Source organism: Bacillus sp. JCM 19034 (assembly GCF_001310635.1).
GTDB lineage: Bacteria > Bacillota > Bacilli > Bacillales > Bacillaceae_D > Halalkalibacter.
The window spans coordinates 179634-205858 of record NZ_BAXR01000005.1 but is presented as its reverse complement, the minus strand read 5'-3'; the positions used below and the strand labels follow the sequence as shown (position 1 = coordinate 205858).

Annotated in this window: 25 protein-coding genes and 3 pseudogenes; 18 read left to right on the top strand and 10 right to left on the bottom strand. The window is 36.5% G+C overall.

Translation table 11 applies throughout. From position 1 onward, the window contains the following. The first annotated feature begins 144 nt into the window (after positions 1–144). The 6 genes and pseudogenes from JCM19034_RS10675 (at position 145) to JCM19034_RS22285 (ending at position 5907) form a co-directional block, all read left to right on the top strand. Entirely contained in the window at positions 145–840 is a 696-nt protein-coding gene (locus JCM19034_RS10675; protein WP_156323952.1) for a hypothetical protein, read from the top strand. Between the two features lie 408 nt (positions 841–1248). Continuing rightward, positions 1249–2085, top strand: coding sequence for a MerR family transcriptional regulator (locus JCM19034_RS10670; protein ID WP_062049597.1), 837 nt, complete (start codon positions 1249–1251; stop codon positions 2083–2085). Continuing rightward, a pseudogene (locus JCM19034_RS10665) lies at positions 2075–3264 on the top strand (MFS transporter). Before JCM19034_RS10670 ends, JCM19034_RS10665 begins: the two are co-directional and overlap by 11 nt. A gap of 75 nt (positions 3265–3339) precedes the next feature. Then, the gene (locus JCM19034_RS10660; RefSeq protein WP_062049594.1) at positions 3340–4368 is read left to right on the top strand and encodes an alpha/beta fold hydrolase; all 1029 of its coding nucleotides are present in this window, start codon (positions 3340–3342) and stop codon (positions 4366–4368) included. Positions 4369–4806: 438 nt separating this feature from the next. Next, complete coding sequence (locus JCM19034_RS10655; RefSeq protein WP_370621899.1) at positions 4807–5718, top strand: SDR family oxidoreductase; 912 nt, start codon at positions 4807–4809, stop codon at positions 5716–5718. A gap of 24 nt (positions 5719–5742) precedes the next feature. Further along, on the top strand, positions 5743–5907 hold the full coding sequence (locus JCM19034_RS22285) for a hypothetical protein (RefSeq protein WP_197276393.1): 165 nt from the start codon (positions 5743–5745) through the stop codon (positions 5905–5907). Between the two features lie 192 nt (positions 5908–6099). On the opposite strand, the gene JCM19034_RS10645 is transcribed toward JCM19034_RS22285, so the two are convergent. The 4 genes from JCM19034_RS10645 to JCM19034_RS10630 form a co-directional block, all read right to left on the bottom strand. Next, positions 6100–7158 carry a hypothetical protein gene (locus JCM19034_RS10645; RefSeq protein WP_062049588.1) on the bottom strand — a complete coding sequence of 353 codons (1059 nt, stop codon included), beginning with the start codon at positions 7156–7158 and terminating at the stop codon, positions 6100–6102. A gap of 71 nt (positions 7159–7229) precedes the next feature. Next, on the bottom strand, positions 7230–7769 hold the full coding sequence (locus tag JCM19034_RS10640; RefSeq protein WP_062049585.1) for a hypothetical protein: 540 nt from the start codon (positions 7767–7769) through the stop codon (positions 7230–7232). Beyond that, on the bottom strand, positions 7748–8185 hold the full coding sequence (locus JCM19034_RS10635) for a hypothetical protein (RefSeq protein WP_062049583.1): 438 nt from the start codon (positions 8183–8185) through the stop codon (positions 7748–7750). The genes JCM19034_RS10640 and JCM19034_RS10635 overlap by 22 nt, the downstream gene beginning before the upstream one ends. 588 nt (positions 8186–8773) lie before the next feature. Beyond that, the gene (locus JCM19034_RS10630) at positions 8774–9202 is read right to left on the bottom strand and encodes an SRPBCC domain-containing protein (RefSeq protein ID WP_062049581.1); all 429 of its coding nucleotides are present in this window, start codon (positions 9200–9202) and stop codon (positions 8774–8776) included. A 367-nt stretch (positions 9203–9569) separates the two neighbouring features. Between JCM19034_RS10630 and JCM19034_RS10625 the strand changes: the two genes are divergently transcribed. From JCM19034_RS10625 to JCM19034_RS10610, 4 genes are all read left to right on the top strand, one after another. Further along, a complete protein-coding gene (locus JCM19034_RS10625) occupies positions 9570–10403 on the top strand; it encodes a hypothetical protein (RefSeq protein WP_197276392.1) in 834 nt (277 codons plus the stop codon). 40 nt (positions 10404–10443) lie between these two features. Beyond that, positions 10444–10950 (top strand): GNAT family N-acetyltransferase, encoded by a 507-nt coding sequence (locus tag JCM19034_RS10620; protein WP_062049579.1) that lies wholly within the window; start codon positions 10444–10446, stop codon positions 10948–10950. Positions 10951–11992: 1042 nt separating this feature from the next. Continuing rightward, a complete protein-coding gene (locus JCM19034_RS10615) occupies positions 11993–12898 on the top strand; it encodes a LysR family transcriptional regulator (RefSeq protein ID WP_062049577.1) in 906 nt (301 codons plus the stop codon). Positions 12899–13023: 125 nt separating this feature from the next. Next, positions 13024–14127 carry a 5-methyltetrahydropteroyltriglutamate--homocysteine S-methyltransferase gene (locus JCM19034_RS10610; RefSeq protein ID WP_062049574.1) on the top strand — a complete coding sequence of 368 codons (1104 nt, stop codon included), beginning with the start codon at positions 13024–13026 and terminating at the stop codon, positions 14125–14127. Between the two features lie 251 nt (positions 14128–14378). On the opposite strand, the pseudogene katG reads toward JCM19034_RS10610, so the two are convergent. Beyond that, positions 14379–16540, bottom strand: a pseudogene (gene katG / locus JCM19034_RS10605) (catalase/peroxidase HPI). A 681-nt stretch (positions 16541–17221) separates the two neighbouring features. On the opposite strand from katG, the pseudogene JCM19034_RS24910 reads away from it, so the two are divergent. From JCM19034_RS24910 to JCM19034_RS10580, 5 genes and pseudogenes are all read left to right on the top strand, one after another. Continuing rightward, a pseudogene (locus JCM19034_RS24910) lies at positions 17222–18294 on the top strand (catalase); the annotation flags it as partial. Positions 18295–18495: 201 nt separating this feature from the next. Next, positions 18496–19176 (top strand): catalase-related domain-containing protein, encoded by a 681-nt coding sequence (locus JCM19034_RS24905; RefSeq protein WP_370621898.1) that lies wholly within the window; start codon positions 18496–18498, stop codon positions 19174–19176. 681 nt (positions 19177–19857) lie between these two features. Next, positions 19858–20649: a MerR family transcriptional regulator gene (locus JCM19034_RS10590; protein WP_062049700.1), complete on the top strand. Its 792-nt coding sequence runs from the start codon at positions 19858–19860 to the stop codon at positions 20647–20649. A 33-nt stretch (positions 20650–20682) separates the two neighbouring features. Further along, positions 20683–21495: a polysaccharide deacetylase family protein gene (locus JCM19034_RS10585; RefSeq protein WP_062049698.1), complete on the top strand. Its 813-nt coding sequence runs from the start codon at positions 20683–20685 to the stop codon at positions 21493–21495. Between the two features lie 87 nt (positions 21496–21582). Beyond that, a complete protein-coding gene (locus tag JCM19034_RS10580; protein ID WP_062049570.1) occupies positions 21583–21822 on the top strand; it encodes a glutaredoxin family protein in 240 nt (79 codons plus the stop codon). Positions 21823–21883: 61 nt separating this feature from the next. On the opposite strand, the gene JCM19034_RS24900 is transcribed toward JCM19034_RS10580, so the two are convergent. The 5 genes from JCM19034_RS24900 to glf all read right to left on the bottom strand — a co-directional run bounded on the left by JCM19034_RS24900 (position 21884) and on the right by glf (position 25057). Continuing rightward, on the bottom strand, positions 21884–22141 hold the full coding sequence (locus JCM19034_RS24900) for a zinc-binding dehydrogenase (protein ID WP_370621897.1): 258 nt from the start codon (positions 22139–22141) through the stop codon (positions 21884–21886). Positions 22142–22164: 23 nt separating this feature from the next. Then, positions 22165–22794 (bottom strand): NAD(P)-dependent alcohol dehydrogenase, encoded by a 630-nt coding sequence (locus JCM19034_RS10575; protein ID WP_062049568.1) that lies wholly within the window; start codon positions 22792–22794, stop codon positions 22165–22167. Beyond that, entirely contained in the window at positions 22775–23035 is a 261-nt protein-coding gene (locus JCM19034_RS10570; RefSeq protein WP_370621891.1) for a helix-turn-helix transcriptional regulator, read from the bottom strand. Before JCM19034_RS10570 ends, JCM19034_RS10575 begins: the two co-directional genes overlap by 20 nt. A gap of 2 nt (positions 23036–23037) precedes the next feature. Then, a complete protein-coding gene (locus JCM19034_RS10565; RefSeq protein WP_062049566.1) occupies positions 23038–23481 on the bottom strand; it encodes a hypothetical protein in 444 nt (147 codons plus the stop codon). Positions 23482–23947: 466 nt separating this feature from the next. Next, a complete protein-coding gene (gene glf, locus JCM19034_RS10560; RefSeq protein ID WP_062049564.1) occupies positions 23948–25057 on the bottom strand; it encodes a UDP-galactopyranose mutase in 1110 nt (369 codons plus the stop codon). Positions 25058–25350: 293 nt separating this feature from the next. Between glf and JCM19034_RS23160 the strand changes: the two genes are divergently transcribed. From JCM19034_RS23160 to JCM19034_RS23150, 3 genes are read left to right on the top strand one after another with little or no spacing between them, the layout of a single operon-like run. Further along, the gene (locus JCM19034_RS23160) at positions 25351–25596 is read left to right on the top strand and encodes a LysR family transcriptional regulator (RefSeq protein WP_062049562.1); all 246 of its coding nucleotides are present in this window, start codon (positions 25351–25353) and stop codon (positions 25594–25596) included. Continuing rightward, positions 25563–25781, top strand: a complete 219-nt coding sequence (locus JCM19034_RS23155) for a hypothetical protein (protein ID WP_062049555.1) — start codon at positions 25563–25565, stop codon at positions 25779–25781. The genes JCM19034_RS23160 and JCM19034_RS23155 overlap by 34 nt, the downstream gene beginning before the upstream one ends. Then, positions 25781–26059, top strand: coding sequence for a LysR family transcriptional regulator substrate-binding protein (locus tag JCM19034_RS23150; protein WP_370621896.1), 279 nt, complete (start codon positions 25781–25783; stop codon positions 26057–26059). The genes JCM19034_RS23155 and JCM19034_RS23150 overlap by 1 nt, the downstream gene beginning before the upstream one ends. Positions 26060–26225 lie beyond the last annotated feature (166 nt).

The window sequence follows — 26225 nt, the reverse complement described above, 5'->3', positions numbered from 1 at the left end:
GTAGTAACAAATGGAAATTGTAGATATAATAACATACTATTTAGGTCTTTATCCATTAAAATTGGTCAGTAATGAATGGACCTTTCAAAGAATACTAATGTCATGTAAGATAGATGGGAAAGAGTTGTGAAAGGGGAAACGTCATTGAGGAAAGTTAGTTTATTATCTATTATGTTCTTGATCCTACTAATAGGATGTCAGAGTCAACCAGAGGACTCTTCTGTAGATGAAGGTCAAGAAGAAAAGCAAGAGCAGTCTTCGGACGAGGGCGTTAATGAGTCAGAAGAATTGGCGTCAGACGAGCCAAATAGTGCAGCGGTTATTACTGTTGAGGAGCTACAGGAAATTTGGGGAAACGGAGAAACGACATTTGAAACACAAGCTCCGCTAGTAGGGGTTGGTGATGAAACCAGAGCATTTATTGACTATTTCGGGGAACCGGATGATGGTGCAGGAGGATTTTATATATTTCTAAACGAATATATGCATGTACTTGAGAACACGGTTAATGATGTGGGGCGAATTGTAGGTGTTTCATTAGACTTTGAGAAAACGGATCAGCCACAACGAACGATTGATGAAACATTAGAGGAAATCGCAGCTTTTATTCCATTAGATGCAAAAGAGATTGATTCCTATGAACTTCCTTCTGGTCATGGGCTAGAATATTATTATGAAAGTGATTATGTAGCGAAGGTTTTTGAAGACAGTTGGCATATTTATGAGATAGAGAATCGAGGAGGTTTTTCCGTTCAAGCCTTTTTTGATCCTAATTCGAACGATCAGTTTAACAGTGTCGTTATGACAGTGGGGTATAAAGAGGAGCCGGAAGGCGAGTAGGTATCATTGATAGGTTCTCTAATTTAATATTTCTAACCTTGTTTTCGTATTACGAATGCAAGGTTTTTTTAGCTACTGTTGAATATATTAGATGGTTGATTGTTTAAATACAAATTTGGTAAAGAAAGTGTTTCCGATTGAATAGCAAAAATTGTCCATTTCACTAGACATTCACAGCTTACAGACGATCAATAACAATTGTTTCATATAATTAATGTTAAATATAAAATTATCCATTTGATCAAGCAAATTTTAGCTACCCATGACAACGGTACGAATACATAATTTCCGTTAGCATTGTCCCTTTACTCAGTAGATTTTTGTTGTAGGAAACAGCTAATTAAATGTTTGACTTTCCCCTATACTGGAAGGTTTATACTCAAATAAACATAGGAAAAGGAGGTAACAATGTTTAAAATTAGTGAGTTTTCCATGTTAAGCAAGATCCCTTTGAAAACACTACGATACTATGATCAAATTGGGGTGCTAAAACCAGATAAAGTTGATCAAGACACTAGGTATCGATATTATTCTGCAGAACAGCTTTTGAAAGTCAATCGTATCCTTATTTATAAAGAATTAGGCTTTACCTTACAACAAATTTCTCCACTTCTAGAGGAAGAGATTTCCCCTGAACAAATTCGAGGAATGCTCAAGCTTAAAGTAGGTGAGATACAGCAGTTGATTGAAACGGAGCAAATAAAATTAAACCGTATTAAAGAACGTATGAAGTTGATTGAAGCTGAAGGATGTGTTGAGAAGGAACAGGAGGTAATCATAAAAGCAATTGAAACGCAAGAAATTGTTTCGATTAATTCGACTGGATCTACGGAAGATATACCAAATATGTTCCATACTTTAGATCAATTAATAGAAAAACGCAACCTTCCAATGATTAAAATACCGAAAATCGTTTTATGGAAAGAGTCAAATGGTAAAGATGGAGAATTTGATTTGGAAGTCGGCTACTCTATTAAACGAGACAGAAATACAATTTCTGAAGAACTGAATATACGATCTTTACCTGCTGAATCGTCCATGGCAACACTTCTCTTTCGTTCAGATTCAGATATTGCATGTACTGCTTGCGTTGATTTAGCATTATGGATTCAACAAAACGGTTACAAGATTAAAAAAGATCAACCTGGAAGGGAAGTTCATTTGCCAATGTCGGGGAATGAAAACATCAAATTAATCGAAATTCAAATACCGATTGAGGATGAGGGTTGCATTAATGAAAAATAGAGTACATGTTTATTTACTTGCCTTCGCAGTATTTTTAATAGGAACGATTGAATATATTATCACTGGTGTTATACAAATGGTATCAAACGATTTCAATGTATCGACTTCTGCAGTTGGATTGCTTGTAACTACTTTTGCTCTCTCTGCTGCCATTGGTGCACCTATAATTATTGCCCTGACTGTTAACATAGACCGAAAAAAACTTTTGCTAACGATGCTTACAGTCTTTATTGTTAGTACCTTATTATCCTTTCTTAGCCCTTGGTATGACTGATGCTCTTTACAAGAATCCTGCAGGGGGTCAGCGGGGGTGTTGTGACAGTCGTCGCCATGGCTGTGGCTACGCGTCTCGTTGAAAAAGGAAAAAGAGGCAATGCGATAGGAATCATTTTGATGGGACTAAGTAGCTCTCTTGTACTTGGCGTTCCAATCGGAACCTTTCTTAGTAGTGTAATTGGGTGGAGAGCACTATTTATCATAGTTGGAATATTAACAGTAGTACCTCTAATTGCCGTCTATAAGTATGTACCAAACATAAAAGAAAAAGAAATTATCACAATTAGGATGCAATTATCAATATTGAAAAACAAAAAAATCGTGATACCTGTAATCGTCACATTGCTTTATATTGGTGGATATTCGACCTTGTTTACTTATCTGACACCCTTTTTACAAGCAAAATCAAACTTGATCGTCTCGCAAATTAGTGGGGTTCTGCTACTAGCAGGCATTAGTAGTTTTATAGGCTCAAAACTCGGTGGGGTGACTGTTGATAAAAAAGGACCTAGGTTTACCATTTTTATCGGGCTTCTATTACAAGTTATTATGTTACTCTTGCTTGCAATTTTCGGCGGGCATTTAAGTTTATTTGGCTTGATTGTTGTTATTATGATTTGGATGTTAGTAACGTGGGGGACGTCTCCAGCACAACAATTTTATTTAGTCACACAAGCACCAAGATCTCCAGATATTGCTTTAAGTGTAAATACATCTTTCATTCAATTTGGATTTGCATTAGGTTCAGCTTTAGGGGGCTATGTGATTAACATATCATCTGTTTCGAACCTAGGTTGGATAGGGCTATCTATTGTTCTTCTATCATTACTAATTGCAACGATTTTATTTGCTTCCGAGCGAGCCTCTAAAGATTTAGACCAATCATTGAGTAAAGAAAGCTGAGCTATTTAAGCGTATACATCGTGCTCGGGATGTAAGAAATCAATTATTATTTTTGCGAAGGGAGTAAGAACAAATATGAAAGATTACGAAATATATTCACTTAAAAAAGTAAACTTACAATCAGGGGAGAGCCTTCCTGATGCATTTCTTGCTTATAAAACTTACGGGACCTTAAACGCTGACAAAAGTAATGTCATTGTTTATCCTACCTGGTTTGCTGGTCAACATACTGATAATGAGTGGTTGATAGGAAGGGGAAAAGCACTTGACCCTGAACACTATTTTATAATTGTTCCAAATATGCTTGGGAATGGATTGTCTTCATCACCAAGCAATACTCCACCTCCATATGACAAAGCTAATTTCCCCTTAATAACCATTTATGATAATGTCCGCTTTCAACACCAGCTAGTAACTGAAAAGTTTGGTATTACAAAAATAGCTCTCGTTGTAGGTTGGTCCCTCGGTGCAATTCAAACATTTCAATGGGGGGCCAGTTATCCCGAGATCATAGAACGCATTGTACCGTTTGGAGGTGTAGCAAAAACTCGTCCTCATGCACAAGTTGTTTTTGAAGGGCTCATTGCGGCATTGCAAGCAGATTCCAAATGGAATGGAGGATTTTATACTGAACAACCTAAAAATGGATTATCGGCAATGGGACGTGCTTATGCTCCTTGGGGGTTTTCACAATCCTATTATTTAGAGCAATTATATCAATCAGAAGGATTTACAACTTTGAAGGAATATTTAGAAGATTATTGGGATCAAGTGTTTTTTACGTTTGATGCCAATGACTTAGTGGCTATGTTACGTACAGGAATAAACGGAGATATTAGCATGAACCCGAAATATAATGGTAATTTCGAACAAGCATTAAGGAGTATCACAGCTCGAGCTCTTGTCATGCCAGGATCAACAGACCTCTTCTTCCCTCCTGAAGACAATGCGTATGAAATAGAGCATATGCCAAATGCCGTTTTTCATCCAATTGATTCTAAGTGGGGACATTGCTTTGGGATTGGTCAGAACGAGCAGGATTCTATTCAAATCGATAAACTCATAAAAAAGTTTTTATTAGAGGAATTACAAGAAGGGCAATAAGAATTCACGACGCACCTATGCGTCATGGGCTACTTATGTCTTACCAACATGCACTACTTATAAGAAAATTCTTTAATCATAATTTTTAATAGTAGAAAAGGGTGTTTTTATCAGGTTCCGTTGGGACCTTCAATGGAGGAACGTGAAGCCTGTGATGACTGAAGCAATAAATATTTAAATAACAATGAAACTTTAAGTTTGGAGGGAATCTTATGAGAAGTGAACGAGTAATGATGAATATGTTTATTCGTCTTACTAATAATTATGAAAAAATGATAGGTGGTTAATATTTAAAGAAGGTTGAAAATCATCATGATCTATCGGATTATGCATATATTCATTAAAGAATGAAGGTATGGGAGGGGTCCGATGAACCAAGAAGATAGTGCTCGCAGAGTTGAACAAATTAAGAAAGTGCAAAAGAAGTTTATCGACGAAATGCAAAAAGAGCCATATCCACTTTATCCTAACTACGGTAAGATTACTCGTTATGAGGAAATCCCGCTTAGTGCACCAGAACAAAGACAGCTGAGACACCCTGGAATTGAGGGATTGATGGCTCCACTTCCGATTGTAGAAAATCCCCATTATAAAGGAAGTGGAAAATTAAAGGATAAAGTTGCACTAATCACAGGTGGGGATAGTGGAATTGGAGCTGCTGTGGCAATTGCTTATGCGAAAGAAGGAGCAGATGTTGCTATTTCCTATTTGGATGAACATAATGATGCAAATCGTACAAAAACCAGAATTGAAGAGCTAGGACGACGCTGTTTGCTACTGCCGGGTGATGTACGTAATAAAAAACATTGTATAGATATTGTGGAGAAAACAGTACAAACGTTTCAACGGTTAGATATTTTATGTAACAATGTTGCCATTCAATTTCAACAAAAAGAATTAACTGATGTTACTGATGAGCAATTTGACGATACATTTAAAGTTAATATTTATTCACATTTTTATACGACAAGAGCGGCATTGCCTTATTTAAAAGAAGGAAGCTCGATCATTGGAACGTCCTCTCTTGTAGCATACAATGGGGAAGAACAAATGATTGATTACTCCGCTACAAAAGGAGCGATTGTGAGTTTCACGAGAGCATTAGCGAAAAATGTCATTGATAAAGGGATTCGGGTAAATGCAGTCGCACCTGGAAGGGTATGGACACCTCTTATCCCAGCAAGCTTTACGGCAGACCAAGTAGCTACTTTTGGTTATTCTAATCCGATGAATAGAATGGCTCAACCATTTGAATTGGCACCAACGTATGTTTACCTTGCTTCAGATGATTCTCGCTTTGTTACAGCACAGGTCTTGCATATCAATGGAGGAGAAGCAACGAGTTCTTAAATGATAGGGAAGGGGGGAATCTATTTGAAATTTGAATTTAATCCAAAAGTTACATTGCTACTAACGAACCATTCGGATGAAAAGGTAACAATGCATTACGTGAACCACTCTTGGACAATGCAAAAAATCGGACCTAGGCCGCCTTATTATGTGTATCCTAATTATGAAATGGAGTTCCCAGTAATCTAATATATTTTTTGAAAAGGGCTTATGAGCAAAGCTTGTTTAGAAAGGTTAAGGTCATTACCATGACATTTGTAAACAAGTATAAAGGATAAAAATAACCGCCGTTCATGATTTGACGGCGGTTACTCATGATGACTAAATATGAAGTGAAGCGTATAGGTTCCTTTTTTTCACGGACGGTATGTAACCAATGCTTTATTTTACATATCCAGTTAGATACATAATGATTTTTGTATCTGTCTCCATATTAATGTAATTCGAGCCACCAATATCAATTTCGATTTCTTTCTGATCTCCCTCAGATACGGTAAACACTTCGGTCTTTTCTTTGCCTTCGTGACCAGTTGTAATCGAAATGTCAGTTGAGTCACTTCCTGATGGAATTTCCTTAATGCTAAGAGTTAGATATGCTGTTTTCTTTTTGCCCTCAGTGTCTATAATTAATTGTCCACCACTAGAGATCATATGAAAATATCCAATCTCTAAATCAAATCCTGGTCCTAAATTCTCTCCTTCGAAAGTTAAACTATCCCTTGGAGTTGCAGTTGTATGGCTTCGATCATTATAATTTAAAGTATTTAAATAAACCTCAGTAGAAGACTCACCTAGTTCAATAATGTTTGCTTGTCGATCTCGATATACGGGTGTATCTCCAATCATTTCTACGACTCTATCAGGTATAAACAGTTGTCCGTCATATTCTAAATAGTTATAGTTAGTGTCTCCTGGCGAAGTCCAATAATCATCATAATCAAATCTCCAATATTCATTCACTTCTAGAATACTAGATGAACGATCAGTATTGACCATCTCATGTGTGTACGTACCTTCTCCTTCGAAAATTTCGGAGAAGAAATTATCAGCATCATAGTTAACATTTAAATTTAAAACATCAGACAAAATATCATTTGAGAAAAATAATGTTTGATCATACTCTAACACAATATGTTTGCTTGGATCATAACCTTCAATTTCCTCGAGATCGTAGAGGAGTTTATCTAATTCTAATACTGTTAAATTTAAGCCTGGAAGTTCTTCATCTGTTTCAGGCACATCACTTACCGCACTTTCATCTAGAGCTGATTCTTCCTCATTCGTTTCTTCTTCGGGGGTTTCAAGCTCTACTTCATCATTCGTTAGATCTTCAGTCTCATCGGGCTCATTAGACATTGGTTCTGTTTCTTCACCAATTGTGATGCACCCCGCTAATAGTAATGGTATAGATATTCCTAAAATAGTGTTTTTAAGCTTCATAATTAAATGACCTCCTGTTATACCACGGTGAACTTTCTTAAAAGCTATAGTAGTGGTTATTTTCTTTAGTCTTACTGTATGTTTTGTTGTTTTGTTTCTTCTTTTTCTTTTGAAATTAACTGACGGAACTTTGAAGAGTTGTCGTAAATTTTTTGGCTTAAGTCAAAAGAAAGTTCTTTATTTTCGATATTTTTGTGGAACTCTTTAATCATTAATGCTGTTGCTATAGGATCGACAAAAGCTTTACTCATGCCAGATGCCAAGAAGAACCCGAAGATCAATGGTAAGATATTTAATACAGCTAAATTACCTTCAAAAGTAACAATACTAGAAATAAGGAACATACCTCCGAAAAAGCTTCCCCACCAAATTGCTGCTTTTAAAGCTACAATAATAACCGCCGTTTTTAAGATTCCTTTCCATGATTGAGCATAGTAAACAATCCCGTCACCAGAATTACGCCAAACGCTCCTGCCATTTTTCTCAAATCTCATCGTGTAGCTTAGAACAGCTTCATCGACATATTGTAAGGATGTTCCGATAATTCGTGAGATGATACCTATTAAAGATTTTGCTTGTGGGATAAAACTTAGGAAATCAGCAGTTCGCATGAGCACCTTTGAATCTGTCTAACAGCCCCATCAACTAATGTATTTATTACAAAGAACACACTCGTTTTTCCGAAGGTTTCAACAACCTTATCTTTACCGTAGCCTAATTGGCTTTTTCCTTCAGGTATATTTCCAGTCGTTAATAATTCAGTCATGACATAAATATGTCCGGCTTTTACTAAGTAGATGAAATATCGTTCAACCCATTTAATGATACCAAAACCTACGAGTAGAGAAACGAGAGTAAGGATAATAACCGGAAGAATAGCCCCTTCCCCCATGAATTTAAATATTTGCCATCCAATCAGTGATACGATTAATACATAAAGAAATGAACCTACTATAATTGCACCATAAATCCCAAGACGAACGTAGATAAATGGCAATGTCTTTTTAATTAAGTCAATTGAAGACATGATCATATCCCTCCTTATAATTAATGATTATTGGAATCTAATAATAATGATTGCTTTATCGACCAATCTAAAATAGCTTTGCATAACCAAACCTCGGAACCTATATGTTGTTGCCATGTAAATAGAACTTCCTTTCATAAGCGGCAACCTACTATACACCTCCTTTCGTAAATGCATTGTTTATGAGATTCAAGTATGAACGAATTACTTTTCGTGAGAATCTCATTATAAATAGGAAGAAAGAAGAGATTTTGTTTATGCTTTTTCTTCTACGTATGTCATTTTCCAAAGGTTCCATGGGGAGAATTGAGCTAATGAAAGTAAATGAATGGATAGGGAAGAAAGTATTGAGTGAAATATATTATTTATTTATGAGATGAATGTTTATTTTTACAAAAATTGGTTTTTTATATTACTTAATAGGTTCGTTTGTCTTGGAGGTGATGCTCATAATTAGGACAAAAGTAATTTTATAGAGAAATCTAAATTTTTACTGGTGAATTGGTAATAGTTTGTAATTTAAACATTAAATAGCCCCTAACAGTAAGTTAAGGCTACATTTTTCGGACATTAGAGTATATGTGAGGTTTAGAATTTCCGATCTTGATAAGGAAGTCCAGTCCCTTCTTCACAATACCTTTTAAGACTATATAAAAACATCGCCCAATTGTAGTTGCAGAAACGATAGAAGTCTGTGATTTCCTTCCAGTTCATATGACGCAAAATGATATTTGTAATACTGCCTTTTTCATTTAAATCAAAAGTTATCTTCGTACCGGTCCATTCTATGTCTGATTCTGTACAGAGCCATTCGATTCGTTTGAATGGCGTTAACTCGACTATCTTCATCTTCGTTAAATCGTTATCCCCAAAATGAAACTCATTGACTGCTCCAACGTGTTCATACACTGTAAGCTCACGGGTCCAAATTTCAGACAACCCTTCAGTAGTCGTTAAAGCTTTATATACTTTTGCTGCAGGTGCATGTACGGTTTGTAGTTGTTCAATATTAGCCATTATCATTCTCCTCCATTTCTATTTTCTTAGAGTATAGCAGTATAGGAGCACAAATCATTCTTTTCAATTGCGATTGTTGTCTTTTATGTGGAGGTTTTTGCCTGCTTTTATAGAATTCATTGGTTAGGTGATAATTGAATCTATGATGTAATGGCTTAAATTATCATAAAATGAATGTGTTATTGGTTGAGACCATCCTTAAAAAAAAGTTAAGGCCGCACTAAATATATGAATGACTGAAATATGGAAGAATGATTCTCAGGTGGGTTAATGTTAAAGGAGAATATATGAGTAATCGTTTTGAAATGTTGCTGTACGTTAGTTGAAAATCAACAACAAATAGAAAAAGGAGAGTGTTAAGAAATGTGTGGGATTTATAAATAATCATAACAAACGCGATTGGAAAATACCTAAGCATCGCAAAATGCTCATGAATTGGATCGAACAGGACCTAAAAATAGACGAAAATGTAATAGCAGTGTTTTACGGAGGATCATTAGGTAAACAGAATACGGATTTATACTCCGATATTGACCTTCGAATCGTTGTGATAGATGCGATGTTTGAAGAATATCGATTGAATAAAAAAGCGAGAGCGGAAAACTGGGGGAAGGTACTGTATTATGAAGACCTACCATGGACAAATTATAGTATTGCTCATTTCGATACGTTCGTAAAGGTTGATACTTTCTATTATAAAATGAAAGATATTCAACCATCTGTATGGCTGCAAGACATTTGTATTTTTTATGATAAAGAAGGGTTCATGGAAGCTGTATTGGAAAAATCAAAAAAACTGGTTTATCATCCCACTGTGCAAGAAGTGGAAATATGGCGAACAAAATTCTTTGCCTATGTTCACGAGGCTTATCGTAGAGTGAAAAGAAAGGAAATGTATTATGCACTAGAATGCTTGGATAAATTACGGTTTTCTATGGCAACTGCCTGGTATATGGATAAAGGATTACAACCTAATGCATTTGGGGATTGGGCGAAATACGAAGGTGAACGAAGTGAATTGGAGAAATGGCAGCTCGCACTTTTAGCAGATTGGTATAGTAGTAGAGATCCTTTTCAATTAATGCGGGTCATACAAAATATGATTCCAGAATTTAAAAAGACGCATAGGAGTCTTTGTAAGAAAGTTGGGTTAGAAGAAAAAACTGAGTGGGTGGATGAAATCCTAGGGATGGTTTTTTAATAATTAATAAAAAAATTTAATGATGATATGGGGAATGATTATGGATGGAAATGTTCAAATCAAGTTAGTCGAGGATAGTGAAAAATCTGTTCTTAGGCAGTTAATAGAATTATATGAGTATGATTTTAGTGAGTTTAATGGTAACGATGTGGATATGCACGGCTATTATGGTTACCGATATTTTGATCATTATTGGACTGAAGATGGCAGAGTGCCGTTTTTTGTTACAGTTGACGGGAAACTAGCAGGCTTTGTGCTAATAAATGACTATTGCTATGTATTGAAAGAAAAACCATCACGTTCTATAGCAGAATTTTTTATCATGCGTAAATATAGAAAGCTAGGCGTTGGAGAGAAAGTCGCTCATAAAGTCTTTGATCAATTTAAAGGGAATTGGGAAGTACTCGTGCATCCTGAAAATCATGTATCTTTTACTTTTTGGAAGAAGGTAATTGATAAGTATACACGAGGGAACTTTTTGACAGAAGAAGTAGCAACCGATGATTGGGTAGGTACTGGGTATATCTTCTCTTCAGAAGGAAAGTAGTACGCACACTCTAGCCTTACTTATTACTCCTAACTATTTAGTTATCAGTTTAGTCAATGGATGTTTCTTACATGTAATGTTGGAACAGTTATGGTTATTCTGAATTAAATTAGGCCCTAAACGGAACAAAAAATAGATTTGGTTATCATCTTTGAAACCAAATCCATTTTTTTATGGTTTAGAAAACCCCTTGCTATGCCGGGGGTGTGGTATAAAAAAACTCATTTCATTCCACCTATGCCCTGTGAAAGACATGAATAGGCAAGCCACAGAGTAAACCACCAGTTCACACTGGTGGATTTACAATGGCTTGGAAAAGGTCGTCAAGAATAAGAGCATAAGTTGCGTTCTAGTTTCAAAATGAGATCAAGAGGTTGGGGCAAAATAGACAAACTATGTCATGTTCAGAACGACATAAACTAGAGTGACTGAATAATAAGATGCAGGTATTAACACCTCCAAAGTCGTATAAAGTAATAGTCGACATTTGGAGGTGTTTTTTCTATGGCAACTCTGTCCTTCTTCTTACAAAAAAACGGTTATTATTTCAACGAGAGAGTTGTATACCGTTGTTGCAGTCGATGGTAACCGTTCTCTATCTTCAATACAATCAGTAGTCTCATGCAAACCAGGGTCCTCACCTTGCTTAGGACGAACAGGCATGCAAGGTTGTTAATGATAGAAGAGAATGTAATAAATATTTTGGGGAAATGGGGCCGTTAGGGACTGCAGCAGCTTTGGATGGAAGGGATCTTGTGAGAAGGATTTTTGATCGAGCTATCGAAAATTAGTAATTGGAAATAACCTTTTAGTCTCCTGTTTTTTTCGCTGACACAGGTTTCTGTCGCATATATAGGGAGTGTTTGAACGTGCTTATATGATAGAAAGACCTAGACTGATACGTTCATCTGTTATTAGCGGTGCTGCTTTAATGGCGTTAGTAAACAGTGTGGAGTTATAATTAAGGAGTTAAACATATCTAATTTACAAACGATAAAATAAATCATTTCACATAATGTTTTATTAACAATGGAGGTTAAACATGACGTTACAACAACTAAAATATGTGATCGAAGTAGCAAAAAGCCGGTCGATTAATAAAGCGGCACAAAGGCTATTTATTAGCCAACCTAGTCTTTCAAACGCACTTAAAGAGCTAGAGGATGAAGTTGGGATCACGATTTTTTTCCGATCGAATAAAGGGATAACGATTACTCCAGAAGGATCTGAGTTTTTAGGTTATGCTAGACAGGTTGTTGAACAAGGGGAGCTTTTGGAAAAACGTTATATGAAAGAACGATCTACTCAGCAGCATTTCTCTGTGTCTACTCAGCATTATGCTTTTGCAGTGAGTGCATTTGTACGATTGTTAAAAGAATACGATCGAGACGAATTCGATTTTACTTTAAGAGAAACGAAGACCTATGAAATCATTGATGATGTGAAACATTTGCGGAGTGAAATTGGTGTTTTATATGTGAACGAATTTAATCAAAAGGTTATTCAAAAGTTTTTGAGAGAAGGAAATTTACAGTTTCATAAACTATTTACAGCCGATCCCCATGTTTTTATTAGCTCTACGAACCCACTTGCGAAAAAGGATTATGTTACTTTAGAGGACATGGAACCATATCCGTATCTTTCGTATGAGCAGGGGGAGTATAATTCCTTTTATTTTTCGGAAGAGATTCTTAGCACTCTTTCTAGACCGAAAAACATACGTGTTACGGATCGAGCCACGTTATTTAACTTATTAATTGGTTTAAATGGTTATACGATTTCAACTGGCGTCATCAGTCATAAATTAAATAGCAAGGATATTATTTCTGTTCCTTTGAAGGTAGATGAACGAATTAATGTTGGCTACATCACTCATAGAAATGTGACACATAGTACGTTAGCAAACATTTATATACAGTATTTAAAAGACTCTATCAAGAAGAACTGAATCAATTATAGGTGAAAGCTATAACGAGAGATAGATTTTCTGTGTTACAGTATAACGATTTTTCCATGCTACACTTACCTCAAGTTAGAAATATAAAGAAAACAAAAGGAAGAGGGAGAATTGTTATGACACAAACAAAAGTCAACGTTACATTTAGAGCAGATCACGTAGGAAGTTTACTACGACCGGAAAGGATTCATAAGGCTAGAAAGGATTTTCAAGAGGGAACTATTACGGCTCAGCAATTACACACAATTGAAACAGAAGAAATTAAAAAAGTGATTGATAAGCAAATTGAGGTTGGACTTGAAGCTGTTACAGATGGAGAATTTCGTCGAAGATTTTGGCATACTGATTTTCTAGAGCATTTAAACGGGGTAGAAGGCTATGTTCCTGAACGTGGTTATCAGTTCAAAGGTGAGGAAACTGAAAGATATAATATACGTGTAAACGGGAAGATAGCGTTTAACGTCGATCATCCACATATTAAAGAATTTATCCAATTTAAAGAAATGGTTGGAGACCGAGCAGTTGCAAAACAAACGATTCCAAGTCCGAATCAATTATTTAATGCTGGAATTCGCAACATAGACATTTATCCAGATATTGAAGAATACGCAAATGATATTATTCAAACGTACCGTGATGCCCTGAGAGCATTTTATGATGCAGGCTGCCGTTATATTCAACTAGATGACGTATATATAGCTGGACTTAATTCGGAGGGTATTCCATTTAATGATAGTGGTTTTTCTAGAGAAGAATTAATTGATTTAGCATTACGGGTGGCAAATGGTGTGTTGGAAGGCAAGCCAGAGGATTTAATTGTCACTACTCATCTTTGTCGCGGTAACTATCGTTCGAAATGGGCTTTTGAAGGAAGCTATGCAAAAATTGCTCCAACATTATTTGCGAAAGAAAAAGTAGATGCATTTTTCCTAGAATACGATGATGACCGTTCAGGTGATTTTGAACCGTTGAGATATATCCCTAATGGAGGAGCTTACGTTGTATTGGGCTTGTTTACATCAAAGCATGGGAAGTTAGAGGATAAGGAAACGATAAAAGCTCGTGTAAAAGAGGCGACACAATATGTGCCACTAGAGCAATTGTGCATTAGTCCTCAATGTGGCTTTGCATCTACACATCATGGAAATATATTAACAGAAGATGAGCAATGGGCGAAGTTAAAGTATATCATCGATATCTCAAAAGAAATCTGGGGATAAATTTGAATGGATAAATGACGAGTTTGGAAACAAAGTTGCTCCAAGCATTAGTAAATAATAGAAATAATAAAAAGGATCTAAATGGCTTTAGCAAAGTTATTATTGATAGTAATAGAGATAAGAAAAGTTAAATAGAAATACGTAAGTTAGTCAATCATGTTTTGATGGGAATTTAAGCAAGGTTACTTCGTCTTCAAAAAACGTATAAACAAAAATAACCGCCGTCATTGATTAGACGGCGGTTTATTTCATTATTTTGCTAGTTGAGTTTTTTTCAAATCTTGGCGATTAAGATCAAAACGGTCAGCATTCATCACTTTAACCCAAGCATTGATAAAGTCTTTGACAAACTTCCCTTTATGGTCATCTTGTGCATAAACTTCAGCAATCGCACGTAGAATCGAATTCGATCCGAACACTAGGTCAACACGAGTTGCAGTATGAACAACTTCGCCAGTTTTACGATCACGACCTTCGAATACACTGCCGTCAACCGGCTTCCACTCAACTCCCATGTCAAGTAAGTTCACAAAGAAGTCGTTCGTAAGTGTACCTACGCTATCAGTGAATACACCGTGTTTTGTATCACCGTAGTTTGTTCCTAGAACGCGCATACCACCGATAAGAACAGTCATTTCTGGTGCCGTTAGGCCAAGTAATTGTGCTTTATCTACTAAAAGTTCTTCAGAACTCACGCTGTATTCTTTCTTTTGATAATTACGGAAACCATCAGCGACTGGCTCAAGTACTGAAAAGTTTTCTACATCTGTTTGCTCTTGAGTTGCGTCACCGCGACCTGCTACAAATGGAACAGTCACATCAAAGCCAGCTTCTTGAGCAGCTTTTTCAATTGCTGCACTACCACCTAATACAATTAAGTCAGCGATGCTAACTTTTTTATCAACTTGGCTTTGGATTTCTTCGTATACATTCAACACTTTATCTAGCTGTTCAGGTTGGTTCACTTCCCAATCCTTTTGCGGAGCTAGACGGATGCGGGCACCATTGGCACCGCCACGGTTGTCTGAGCCACGGAACGTGCTAGCAGAAGCCCAAGCAGTTGTAACTAACTCGCTAACTGATAGTCCAGAATTAAGGATCTTCTCTTTTAGCTCAGATACCTCTGCATCTGTTAATTCATAATCGACAGTAGGTACCGGATCTTGCCAAATTAAATCTTCTTCTGGAACCTCTGGGCCTAGATATCTAGCTTTTGGCCCCATATCACGGTGAAGTAATTTGAACCAAGCACGTGCAAAGGCATCAGCAAACTCATCAGGATTTTTATGGAATCGACGTGCGATCTTCTCGTAAATTGGATCATGACGTAATGCTAAATCAGTTGTAAACATAACTGTTGGAACTTTCTTAGATGGATCTGCTGCATCAGGAGCAAGATCTTTTTCATCAGGGTCTACAGCCATCCACTGATACGCTCCTGCAGGACTCTTAGTTAACCACCATTCGTATCCGAATAATAAATCGAAGTAACCATTATCCCATTGCGTTGGTTAGCAGTCCAAGCACCCTCAAGACCACTCGTAATGGTGTCGCCACCTTTACCACTACCGTTAGTGCTTAGCCAACCTAAGCCTTGTGCTTCAATTGGGGCAGCTTCTGGATCTGGTCCAACATGAGATTTATCTCCTGCGCCGTGTGCTTTACCAAATGTATGTCCACCGGCAATTAGAGCAACAGTTTCTTCATCGTTCATTCCCATACGCCCAAATGTTTCGCGAATATCTCGAGCACTTTTTATTGGATCAGGCTTACCGTCTGGACCTTCTGGATTTACATAAATAAGTCCCATTTGAACCGCAGCAAGTGGATTTTCAAGCTCACGATCGCCTGAGTAACGATTATTGCCTAGCATTTCTTTTTCAGAACCCCAATAAATATCTTCTTCTGGATGCCAGATGTCTTCACGCCCAGCTCCAAAACCAAATGTTTTAAGCCCCATTGACTCAATAGCAACATTACCTGCTAGAACGAGTAAATCTGCCCAAGAAATTTTATTTCCGTACTTTTGTTTAATTGGCCAAAGCAGTCTGCGTGCTTTATCAAGGTTTCCGTTATCTTCCCAGCTGTTAAGTGGAGCGAAACGTTGATTACCTGTGTTAGCACCACCACGACCATCACCGATACGATATGTACCAGCTGCATGCCATGACATACGGATAAAGAAAGGACCATAATGGCCGTAGTCAGCAGGCCACCAGTCTTGGCTGTCTGTCATTAATTCGTGAAGATCCTTTTTCAGAGCTTCATAGTCTAGCTTTTTAAATTCTTCTGCATAATTAAAGTCTTCGTCCATAGGGTTAGACTTTCTGTCATGCTGATGTAATATATTTAAGCTTAATTGATTTGGCCACCAGTCTCTATTAGTCGTACCATTTGATTTGTGGCTAGTCATACTCCCATGATTGAATGGCACTTTCCACCAGTTGTGTTCTTAACGTCCATTATTTTCCCTCCTAAAGAAAATCAATAAAATTAATAATTATGTCTCTTAATTTAAAATGTGAGTTAAATGACAATAATTATTATTATGTAATTATTATAATAAATAAATTCTAAAAAAGAAAGAATAATAGCTTATATTTTTAAAAATTATTTTTTTTATTGTTTTACGTGTATGAAAGCTATCGGTAATGCTCACGTTTGTTGACTTTCTCTATTATAAAGTGAAAAATTTATTATTTTGATTTTCGATTAAGGAGATTTAATTGATAATAGAGTGGTTCCTTTTTCAATAAAAAAATAAATCCTTACAATCAATATGTATATACCCTTTTATATATTTAATGAAACAATTTTTGATCAATTAATTATTTTTAGTTTTTGATTTAAGTTCATTTACTAGATTTCATTAATAAGATGTTAGTGAATAGATGAAATAAATTGAGGTTTAAACAGAGATTCGTCCTTTTTAATTTTGAATAATTTAAGCTGGCAATTCATACGATTTACCGAAAGGGGACGATGCACATTGAGTAGAGAGACTGATCATAATGGCAAGAGTAAAGATGAGCAGCTAGGGCTGTTTCGCGTTGATGATAGAGGAAAAAAACTCACGACAAACCAAGGGCTTAAAATGGCAGAAGATGAGTTTTCGTTAAAAGCTGGTGAGCGTGGTCCTACGTTAATGGAAGATTTCCATTTTAGAGAAAAAATGACCCACTTTGATCATGAGCGGATACCGGAAAGGGTTGTTCATGCACGTGGCTTTGCTGCTCATGGTGAATTCCAAGTATATGAAAGCTTGAAAACCTATACGAAGGCGAAATTCCTTCAAGATCCAGCAGCAAAAACACCTGTTTTTGTCCGATTTTCAACTGTAGTAGGCTCTCGAGGATCTGCTGAGACGGTCCGTGATGTCAGAGGATTTGCAACAAAGTTTTATACGGAAGAAGGAAACTATGATCTTGTCGGTAATAATATTCCCGTTTTTTTATTCAAGATGCGATTAAATTTCCAGATCTCGTACACGCAATTAAACCTGAGCCTCATAATGAAATTCCTCAAGCTTCTTCTGCCCACGATACTTTCTGGGATTTTGTTGCCAATAATCAGGAGACGGCACATATGGTCATGTGGTTAATGTCAGACCGTGCCATCCCAAGAAGCTTTCAAATGATGGAAGGGTTTGGTGTGCACACTTTTCGTTTTGTCAATGAGGAAGGAAAGGCTCATTTCGTCAAGTTCCATTGGAAGCCAACACTAGGAACTCATTCACTTGTATGGGATGAAGCACAAAAGATTTCAGGTAACGATCCTGATTTCCATCGTCGTGATTTATGGGAGAGTATTGAAAAAGGGATTTATCCTGAATTTGAATTAGGTGTTCAATTGATACGTGAAGAAGATGAATTTCGCTTTGATTTTGATCTATTAGATGCAACGAAGATTTGGCCTGAGGAGGATGTTCCGGTTAGAAAAATCGGAAAAATGACTTTGAATCGGAATGTCGATAACGTCTTCGCAGAGACAGAGCAGGTAACTTTTCATCCCGGTCATGTTGTTCCTGGAATTGACTTTACAAACGATCCACTTTTGCAAGGTCGTTTATTTTCATATACAGATACACAGCTTATCCGACTTGGTGGCCCAAATTTTCATGAGATCCCGATTAATCGTCCGGTTTGTCCTTTTCATAATAATCAACGCGATGGATTTCACAGACAAACGATCAATGTAGGAACTGTAAGCTATCATAAAAATTCATTGGCGGGCAATACACCAGCTCCAGCCAGCGAAGAACAGGGCGGATATGTTCATTATCAGGAAAAAGTGGAGGGGCGGAAAATTCGCTCAAGAAGTGAGAGCTTTAAAGACCACTTTAAGCAAGCGACCCTTTTTTGGAATAGTATGAGTCAACCTGAGAGAGAGCATATTAAAGAAGCTTTTAATTTTGAACTTGGGAAAGTTAAGAGTGAATCAGTAAAGCAGCAAGTAGTTGATATGTTTGCTCATGTTAATATGGAACTAGCTACATCAATTGCGAACTACATCGGTGTTAGGCCACCAAAAGATCATGTTGAAGTCAGTACGACAAAATCATCTCCGGCACTTAGTCAGTTGAACACAACGTTTCGTCCTAATATGCGAAAAGTAGCTGTTATTCTAACTGATGGGTTTCAAGGTCGAGATGTAAAGTATGTGTTAGAGAAATTGGGGCAAAGGGGCATACAACCAGAAATAATTAGCGAAACGTTAGGGAAAGTTATTGGATCAGACGGGACTGAGCTTGAAGTGGACCATACGTTTTTAACGGTTGAATCTGTGTTATTTGATGCGGTTTATATCGTGAGAGGAAGTAGGGACTCCTTAGACTTTAATAAAAAGGCTGGTTTCTTTATATATGAGGCTTTTTCACATTATAAACCGATTGGGGCAACTCATGATGGGCAAAGGTGGTTACAATCAGAGGAAATTGGTCAAAGCATTGGTGTCGTTTTAGCAGACGATATGAGAGCTTTTGTGGATGACTTTGCTGATGCGATTGCAGTACATCGCCATTGGGAGCGTCGGGTAGATAACGATATATAATATGAAAATACTGTTAATATAAAATCCCGCTAAATAGCGGTTTTTTTTTGTTTAGTTGGATAATTTAAAGAAGAGATTTAAAAGGAGCGATGGCCTATGATAACAAAAAGGCACTTTGTATTTAACATACTATTTATCATCATACCGTGGTTATCATTAGTATTTATCGGAAAGAGAAGCTTAAAAAAACACTCGTTAGCGAGCTTTTGCATTGTCATTTTTGAAATCATTAACCATATGTATGGTCACAAGAGAGAATGGTGGGAGTTTTACGAGAAAGAAAAATCATTTCTAAGGGATGAACTTCCTTTTACTATTGGACCATATATGCCAATATCCATGTGGTTTCTAAAATATTCGTTCGGTAATTTCAAAAAATTTGTGTTCATAAATGCAATCGCTAATGGTCTTTTTGCGTTCATCTTTATAAATATTTTACGTAAGTTCAAAATTGCTAAATTGAAACGATTGAGCAATTTCCAGTTTTTCCTATACTTACATTATAAGTCGTATATATTGTATCTCATTCAGTATTTATTAGATAAAAAGAAGACAATGGCATCATCCTAAACGTAAAACAGTAGCTTTCTTCACATGGTGAGATAATGAAATCTAACCCTTGTGCCCTCCGTTACGTCATATGTTAATGTGATTGTATAACAGAGGAAAGGGATGTTTGTTATGGAAAATCAAGAACAAACTTTTACGATTAGTGAGTTTGGCCGACGGGCGAGAATTACGGTTAGGACATTGCGATTTTATGAAGAGTTAGGTTTGCTTGTGCCATCTCGACAAAATCATTTAGGTCATCGCATATATGGGTTGGGGGAGTTAGCAAAATTACAGCAAATACAATCATTGAAATTTCTAGGGTACTCGCTACAAGAGATAAAGAGTTTACTACAAAGTGAATCCAAATCTGTAGAACATTTAGAACAATCGTTGCCATTACAGTTAAAAATGTTAATGGAGAAAAGGGATGAATTGAATCGAGCTATAGATGCAGTGAAACGTGTTCAATTATTAATAAAAGAGGGAAAGCCTTTAACGTGGACGGTGCTGTCTTCATTACTTTATCAAATGGAGCATGAAGATGATCAAAAGGAGTGGATGAAAGAGTACTTTTCAGAAGAAGTAGTCGAACAATTTTATTCCCTTTCTAAAGAGCAACGTCAACAGATTGATATTGAGATATTAGATATTCTGGAAAAGGTAAAGAAATTAATGAAAGAAGGGGTTCCGCCTCAATCACCTCAAGCGTTCGATTTACTCGCTAAACTAACTGATTTGGCATTAAAACATGTAGATGATCCTGAGGAATTTGCGAAGCAGCTTGAACAAGTGGATGATATACAAAACTCAGAAGAACTAAATTTTCAATTTCCGACCTTTTTTAATTCTGAGGAAGAGGCATATATACTCGAGATAGGTAAATCGATGGAAGCGTTGTATAATGAAAGCAAGGAGAATTAAGATTCTTCAAATTTCACTTTTGAGGTGATTCAATTGCCAAAAGTAATGGTAACGTTTCCAGAGGGGAAGCATAAAGTGGTAACGCTCAGTTATGATGATGGTAAATTAGCCGATCGAAGGTTAGTGTCTCTCTTTAATGAGTACGGCCTAAAAGGTACGTTTCATTTAAACTCTGGATTAAGTGAATGTGGAATAGACGACCGTATTCCCCTAGATGAAATTGCCAAGCTTTATGATAACCACGAAGTATCTGCTCATACAGTTACTCACCCTACTATAGCTAGATCGCCGAAGGAGCAGCTAATTGAGGAAATCATTGATGACCGAAAAGCGTTAGAAGATGCTGTCGGTTATCCTGTTAGAGGGATGTCTTATCCGAACGGCTCCTATAATCAGATGATTAAAGGGCTTTTGCCTCATTTAGGTATTGAATATGCTCGTACTGTACATAGTACAGGTACATTTGCGATGCCAGATGACTTTTTGGAGTGGAATCCAACGTGTCATCATAAGCACAACCTAGAAAAGATAGCTAAAGAGTTTATTCAGCTTCATAAGCAGCAGTATTTGTATATGCTCTACGTTTGGGGGCATAGCTATGAATTTGATCAAGACCAAAATTGGGATGTGATCGAATCATTTTGTCAGTTGGTCGGAGGCCGTGATGATATTTGGTATGCGACAAATATTGAAATAGTAGACTATTTAAAAGCGTTCCGAAATCTTAAGTTTTCAGCAAATAGTCAATTTGTTTATAATCCAAATTCAGCTTCAGTATGGCTGAATGTGGATAATAAGATCTATGAAATAAAAGGTGGCGAGCAAGTAAATCTAGTTGATCAATAGAGAGTAATAGAAACTGAGCATTAGGATTAACATAAGCTAATCTAATCTTGTATAATACTTACTATATATAAGTGAGGGGGCATTATAGTGAGTAAACAAGTAGTTGTCTACTCAGCCGATGGCTGTGTGGAATGTTCGTATGTAAAACAAATGCTAAAAGATGAAGGTATTTCTTTTGAAGTAAGAGACGTGTTAAAGAATAGAGAGTATCAAAAGGAAGTTGAAAAGTATGGATTTATGGGTATTCCTGTGACAGTCTATGAAGATAGAGCGATAAAAGGATTTAATCCTGAATTAAAAGAGATTGTTGAAATGGTTAAGGACTAACATGGAAGAGACAACGGTCATCAGTACGATGATCGTTGTCTCTTTTAAGGCTCTATAAGGATCAATCAATGGTTAGAATGATATTTCCTCGCTTACGTTTTGTGTCTAAATATTCATGAGCTTCAACGATTTGCTCTAATGGATACGTGCGATCAATAACTGCTTTGATTTGATTGTTTTCATGCAGTGCTGCAAGCTCTTGTAAGAATTGTGCTGATTCCTTTGCAACTTCCGTTCCTCCAACAGTAACAAACGTTCCATTTGTTTTTAATCTAAGTTTTGCTTCTTTTTTAGATAATTTTCCTACGCAATCGAAAATGAAATCATATGTCGTTAAATCTTCTATCCATTCCCTTTTTGATAGTCTAAAATTCGGTCTGCACCAAGAGATGTAACTAGTGAATGGTTTCGTTCGCTACATACAGCAGTGACTTGAACTCCCTTTATAGATAATAGTTGAAGGGCCATCGTTCCAACTGCACCTGATGCACCATAAACAAGCACAGTTCCATCTCGTAAAATGTTTAATTTTTCGATGAAATGAAGAGCGGTCTGTCCGCCAAAGGGGAGAGTCGCTGCGTCTGCAAACGTGGCGTTAGTAGGCATTTTGGCAATTGGGCTTGTTGCTTTTACGGCAATTTTTTCAGCGTATCCGCCACTTTTAAATCCAGTTGAACCAAAAACACGATCGCCTACTTGGAACTTTGAAACCCCATCTCCAATCTTTTCGACAGTTCCAGCATAGACGTTTCCTAAAATGGGATTGCGAGGTTTATTCCATCCCAAAATGAGACGCATCATCCCCTTCATCATCCTGGGAACATCGAGTGCTCGGATTCGTGCATCACCACTATTGGCAGCAGTGGCTCTAATACGTATTAACAATTCATTTGATTTTATCGTTGGTTCTGGGACATTTGAAACGGTCAGCACTTCTGGTACACCATATTGTTTACAAACTACAGCTTTCATTTTTTTCACTCCTTCTCCGACTTTTTAGTCGCTGATAATAGAAGATTTCTTCTAAAGGCTGATTAAAAATTTCTGCAATTTGAAAGGCGAGGTCTAAAGTCGGTGAATATTTTTCATTTTCAATGGCGATAACCGTTTGCCGACTCACTCCTAGTTTATCTGCTAACTCTTGCTGGGTCATTTCTCCATTCATAAATCGATAATAGCGAATTTTATTTTTGACATTTGTTTTGCTACTCAAATCTAATAGCCCCTTTCATAATAAAAAATGTATGAAAGGTAAAGAATGATGCCAGATACAAAATAAGAAAAAGCAAAAGTATGAAACAAAAGTGTGACTGATCGGGTAATGAAGACAAGAATCATAGCTAAGAAAAAGCCTAATGAAAAAACGTAACTGAAATTTCGAACAGACCTAGCTTCAAACAAATGATCACGTTCATCTGTAACGGTAAAAACAGATTCCTTTGATAATATCTTTGTAAAAATATTGACGACAATAGTCATGATTATAATAATCGCAATAGAAAGACCAAGTAATTTTAGAAAAAAACTTGACCAGACTAAGATTTCAGTTTCAAGCGATTGTGCGTTTTGCAATGTTTGATTGTTCTTAATGTATAAGTAACTAAAGGTGAGTATTTGGACGATGATTGACAGTAATGCAATTTTTGAACGATGAGCCATATAGAAGTCCTCCCCAACGTTTATTTGCTCATTTATAATGTAAATTATTATACACCTAATGTCAATAATTTTTAACATGAAGTAAAATTAACTTCACCTTAAGTGATTGTTAATGTTGTTGTTCATTTGTTCTTTTGAAGTAAGAGACGTGTTAAAGAATAGAGAGAATCAAAAGGAAGTTGAAAAGTATGGATTTATGGGTATCCCGTAACAGTCTATGAAGATAGGGCAGTCAAAGGATATAATCCATAACTAAAGGAGATCGTTGAACTGGTGAAGGGATAACATAACGTCATCATGGGAGGCAACCAACCGTCAAAGGACGAGGTTGTCTTTCTTTTCTAAGGGTACTGAGCTTATCAGGAAATTGTAGAGGGCAGAGGGAAGCTTCAACGTGAAAAAAACTAAAAACCATCCGAACTCATTAGTAACAATTGCGATGAGTTTGGATGGTTAAGTTGAAAGCTTATACGTGATTGTCAAATTCCTTTTGAACAGTTGTGAGTGCAGCACCAATAACTTGATGCATATCATAATATTTATAGGTCGCTAATCGACCACCAAAGATGACATTTGGTTCTTTGCTAGCTAATGCTTTATACTTTCGGTAAATTTCATTATTTTTATCATTGTTAATTGGATAGTATGGATTATCACCTGGATTCCATTCTTTCGGATATTCTTCGGTAATGACCGTTTTCGGTTGTGTACCAAACTCAAAATGCTTATGTTCAATGATCCGTGTATAAGGTGTTTCTTTGTCAGTATAATTAACGACAGCGTTGCCTTGATAATTAACTGTATCATCAAGCACCTTCGTTTCAAAATGTAAGCTTCGATAATCAAGTACACCAAATTGATAGTTGTAATATTGGTCAATCATCCCCGTGAATACGACCTTTTCAGCTAAGTGTTCGAGTTCGGTTTTATTTTCAAAAAAGTCTACATTTAATTTGACATCAATTCCGTCTAACATTTTTTCAATGATTGCCGTATAACCGCCTATGGGAATGCCTTGATAGCGGTCGTTGAAATAATTATTGTCATAAGTAAATCGAACGGGAAGACGTTTAATGATAAAAGCAGGTAATTCCTTAGCGGAGCGGCCCCATTGCTTTTCTGTATAGCCTTTAATGAGCTTTTCGTAAATATCGGTCCCAACTAGTGAAATTGCTTGTTCTTCTAGATTTCGCGGTTCGGTAATATTTGCAGCATCACGCTGCATTTTTATTTTTTCCTTAGCCTCAGCAGGTGTTGTGACACCCCATAGCTTTTGAAATGTATTCATATTAAAAGGAAGGTTGTATATTTCTCCTTTATAATTTGCGATCGGGGAATTGGTGTACCGGTTAAACTCGGCAAATTGATTTACATACTCCCAAATGTTTTTGTCGTTCGTATGGAAAATATGTGCACCATATTTGTGTACATGAATATCCTCAATCTTCTCGGTATATATGTTACCACCGATATGATCTCGTTTGTCTATAACGAGACATTTTTTCCCTCTTTTTGTTGCCTCATAAGCAAATACTGAACCAAATAAACCTGCACCAACAATCAAGTAATCATACATACTCCATTCCCCTTTTATGTTATCACTACATCCTTCATAAATATCTTTTCCATTATAGCAAAAATCCATTTATTTTAAATATGAAAGATTTACATCCTTCGCTTAGATAAATTATCTATAAGTTTCGGGTTGATTTTAGTAGATCATCTAATTTGTCTACCTTCATTTTAAGAAAGTTTTTCCTTTAGGGAAAAATGCTAAGAAGTGGAAGCGAGCCAGAGTTTTTCTTAATTGATATAGGAGAACTACAGTGCTATACTTGCTATACTAGCATAGGAAGTGTATGATGCGATATGAATATAGAAGTATTACAGCATTTTATTAAAGTATACGAGAAGAAAAGTGTCAATTCTGCAGCGAAGGATTTGTTCATTACACCACAAGGATTAAGTAAAACCATTAAGCAATTGGAATTGGATTTAGAAGCGGAACTGTTCATACGTGGGCCACGCGGAATGGTAGCGACTGAATGCGGAGAGCTTTTACATGCAAGGGCGAAACACATTTGCTATTTAATGGAAGATATAAAAAGGAAATAAGTATTATTAGTGGCAGAAAAGGTGTTCTAAATATTGTTGTCACCTATTCAGCTTCAACCATTATTCCCGTCGATGTTGTTTACAGGTTTTCTGAAGAAAATCCTGATATCACGATAAAGCTTAGGGAGTATCCTGACGAATATCCTATTGAAAGTATGTTAGAGGAAGAGGTGGATATCGCTTAATAGTCGGTGATGGTGAAGAAATTGTTGATTGCGAATATGAGCACATCGCTCAAGGTGAAGTCGTTGTCGCTGTATCGAAAGAGCATCCTTTAGCAGATAAGGAAGAGGTTTCCTTGATGGAATTAGCAGAGGAATCATTAGTAATTAAGGCTCCCGGAAAGGGCAAAGAAAATGGTTTTGTTGAGAAATGCCTTGAATACGGGTTTACACCGAATATAACTCATGAGTTTGGGAGTGTTTTGACGGCACATCGATTATGTGAGCACCAAGGGTCGTAGCCATTTCGACTGATTTTACTGAAAATGCTGTCCAAAATGACAAGATAAAAGTATTGAAATTAGTGGAGAAAATTCCACAGAATGTGTATTTAATTACAAGAAAAAGAGGGATACAATCGAATAGTGTCACGTCTTTTCAAAGATATATAAGAGAAAAAAGCCAGTC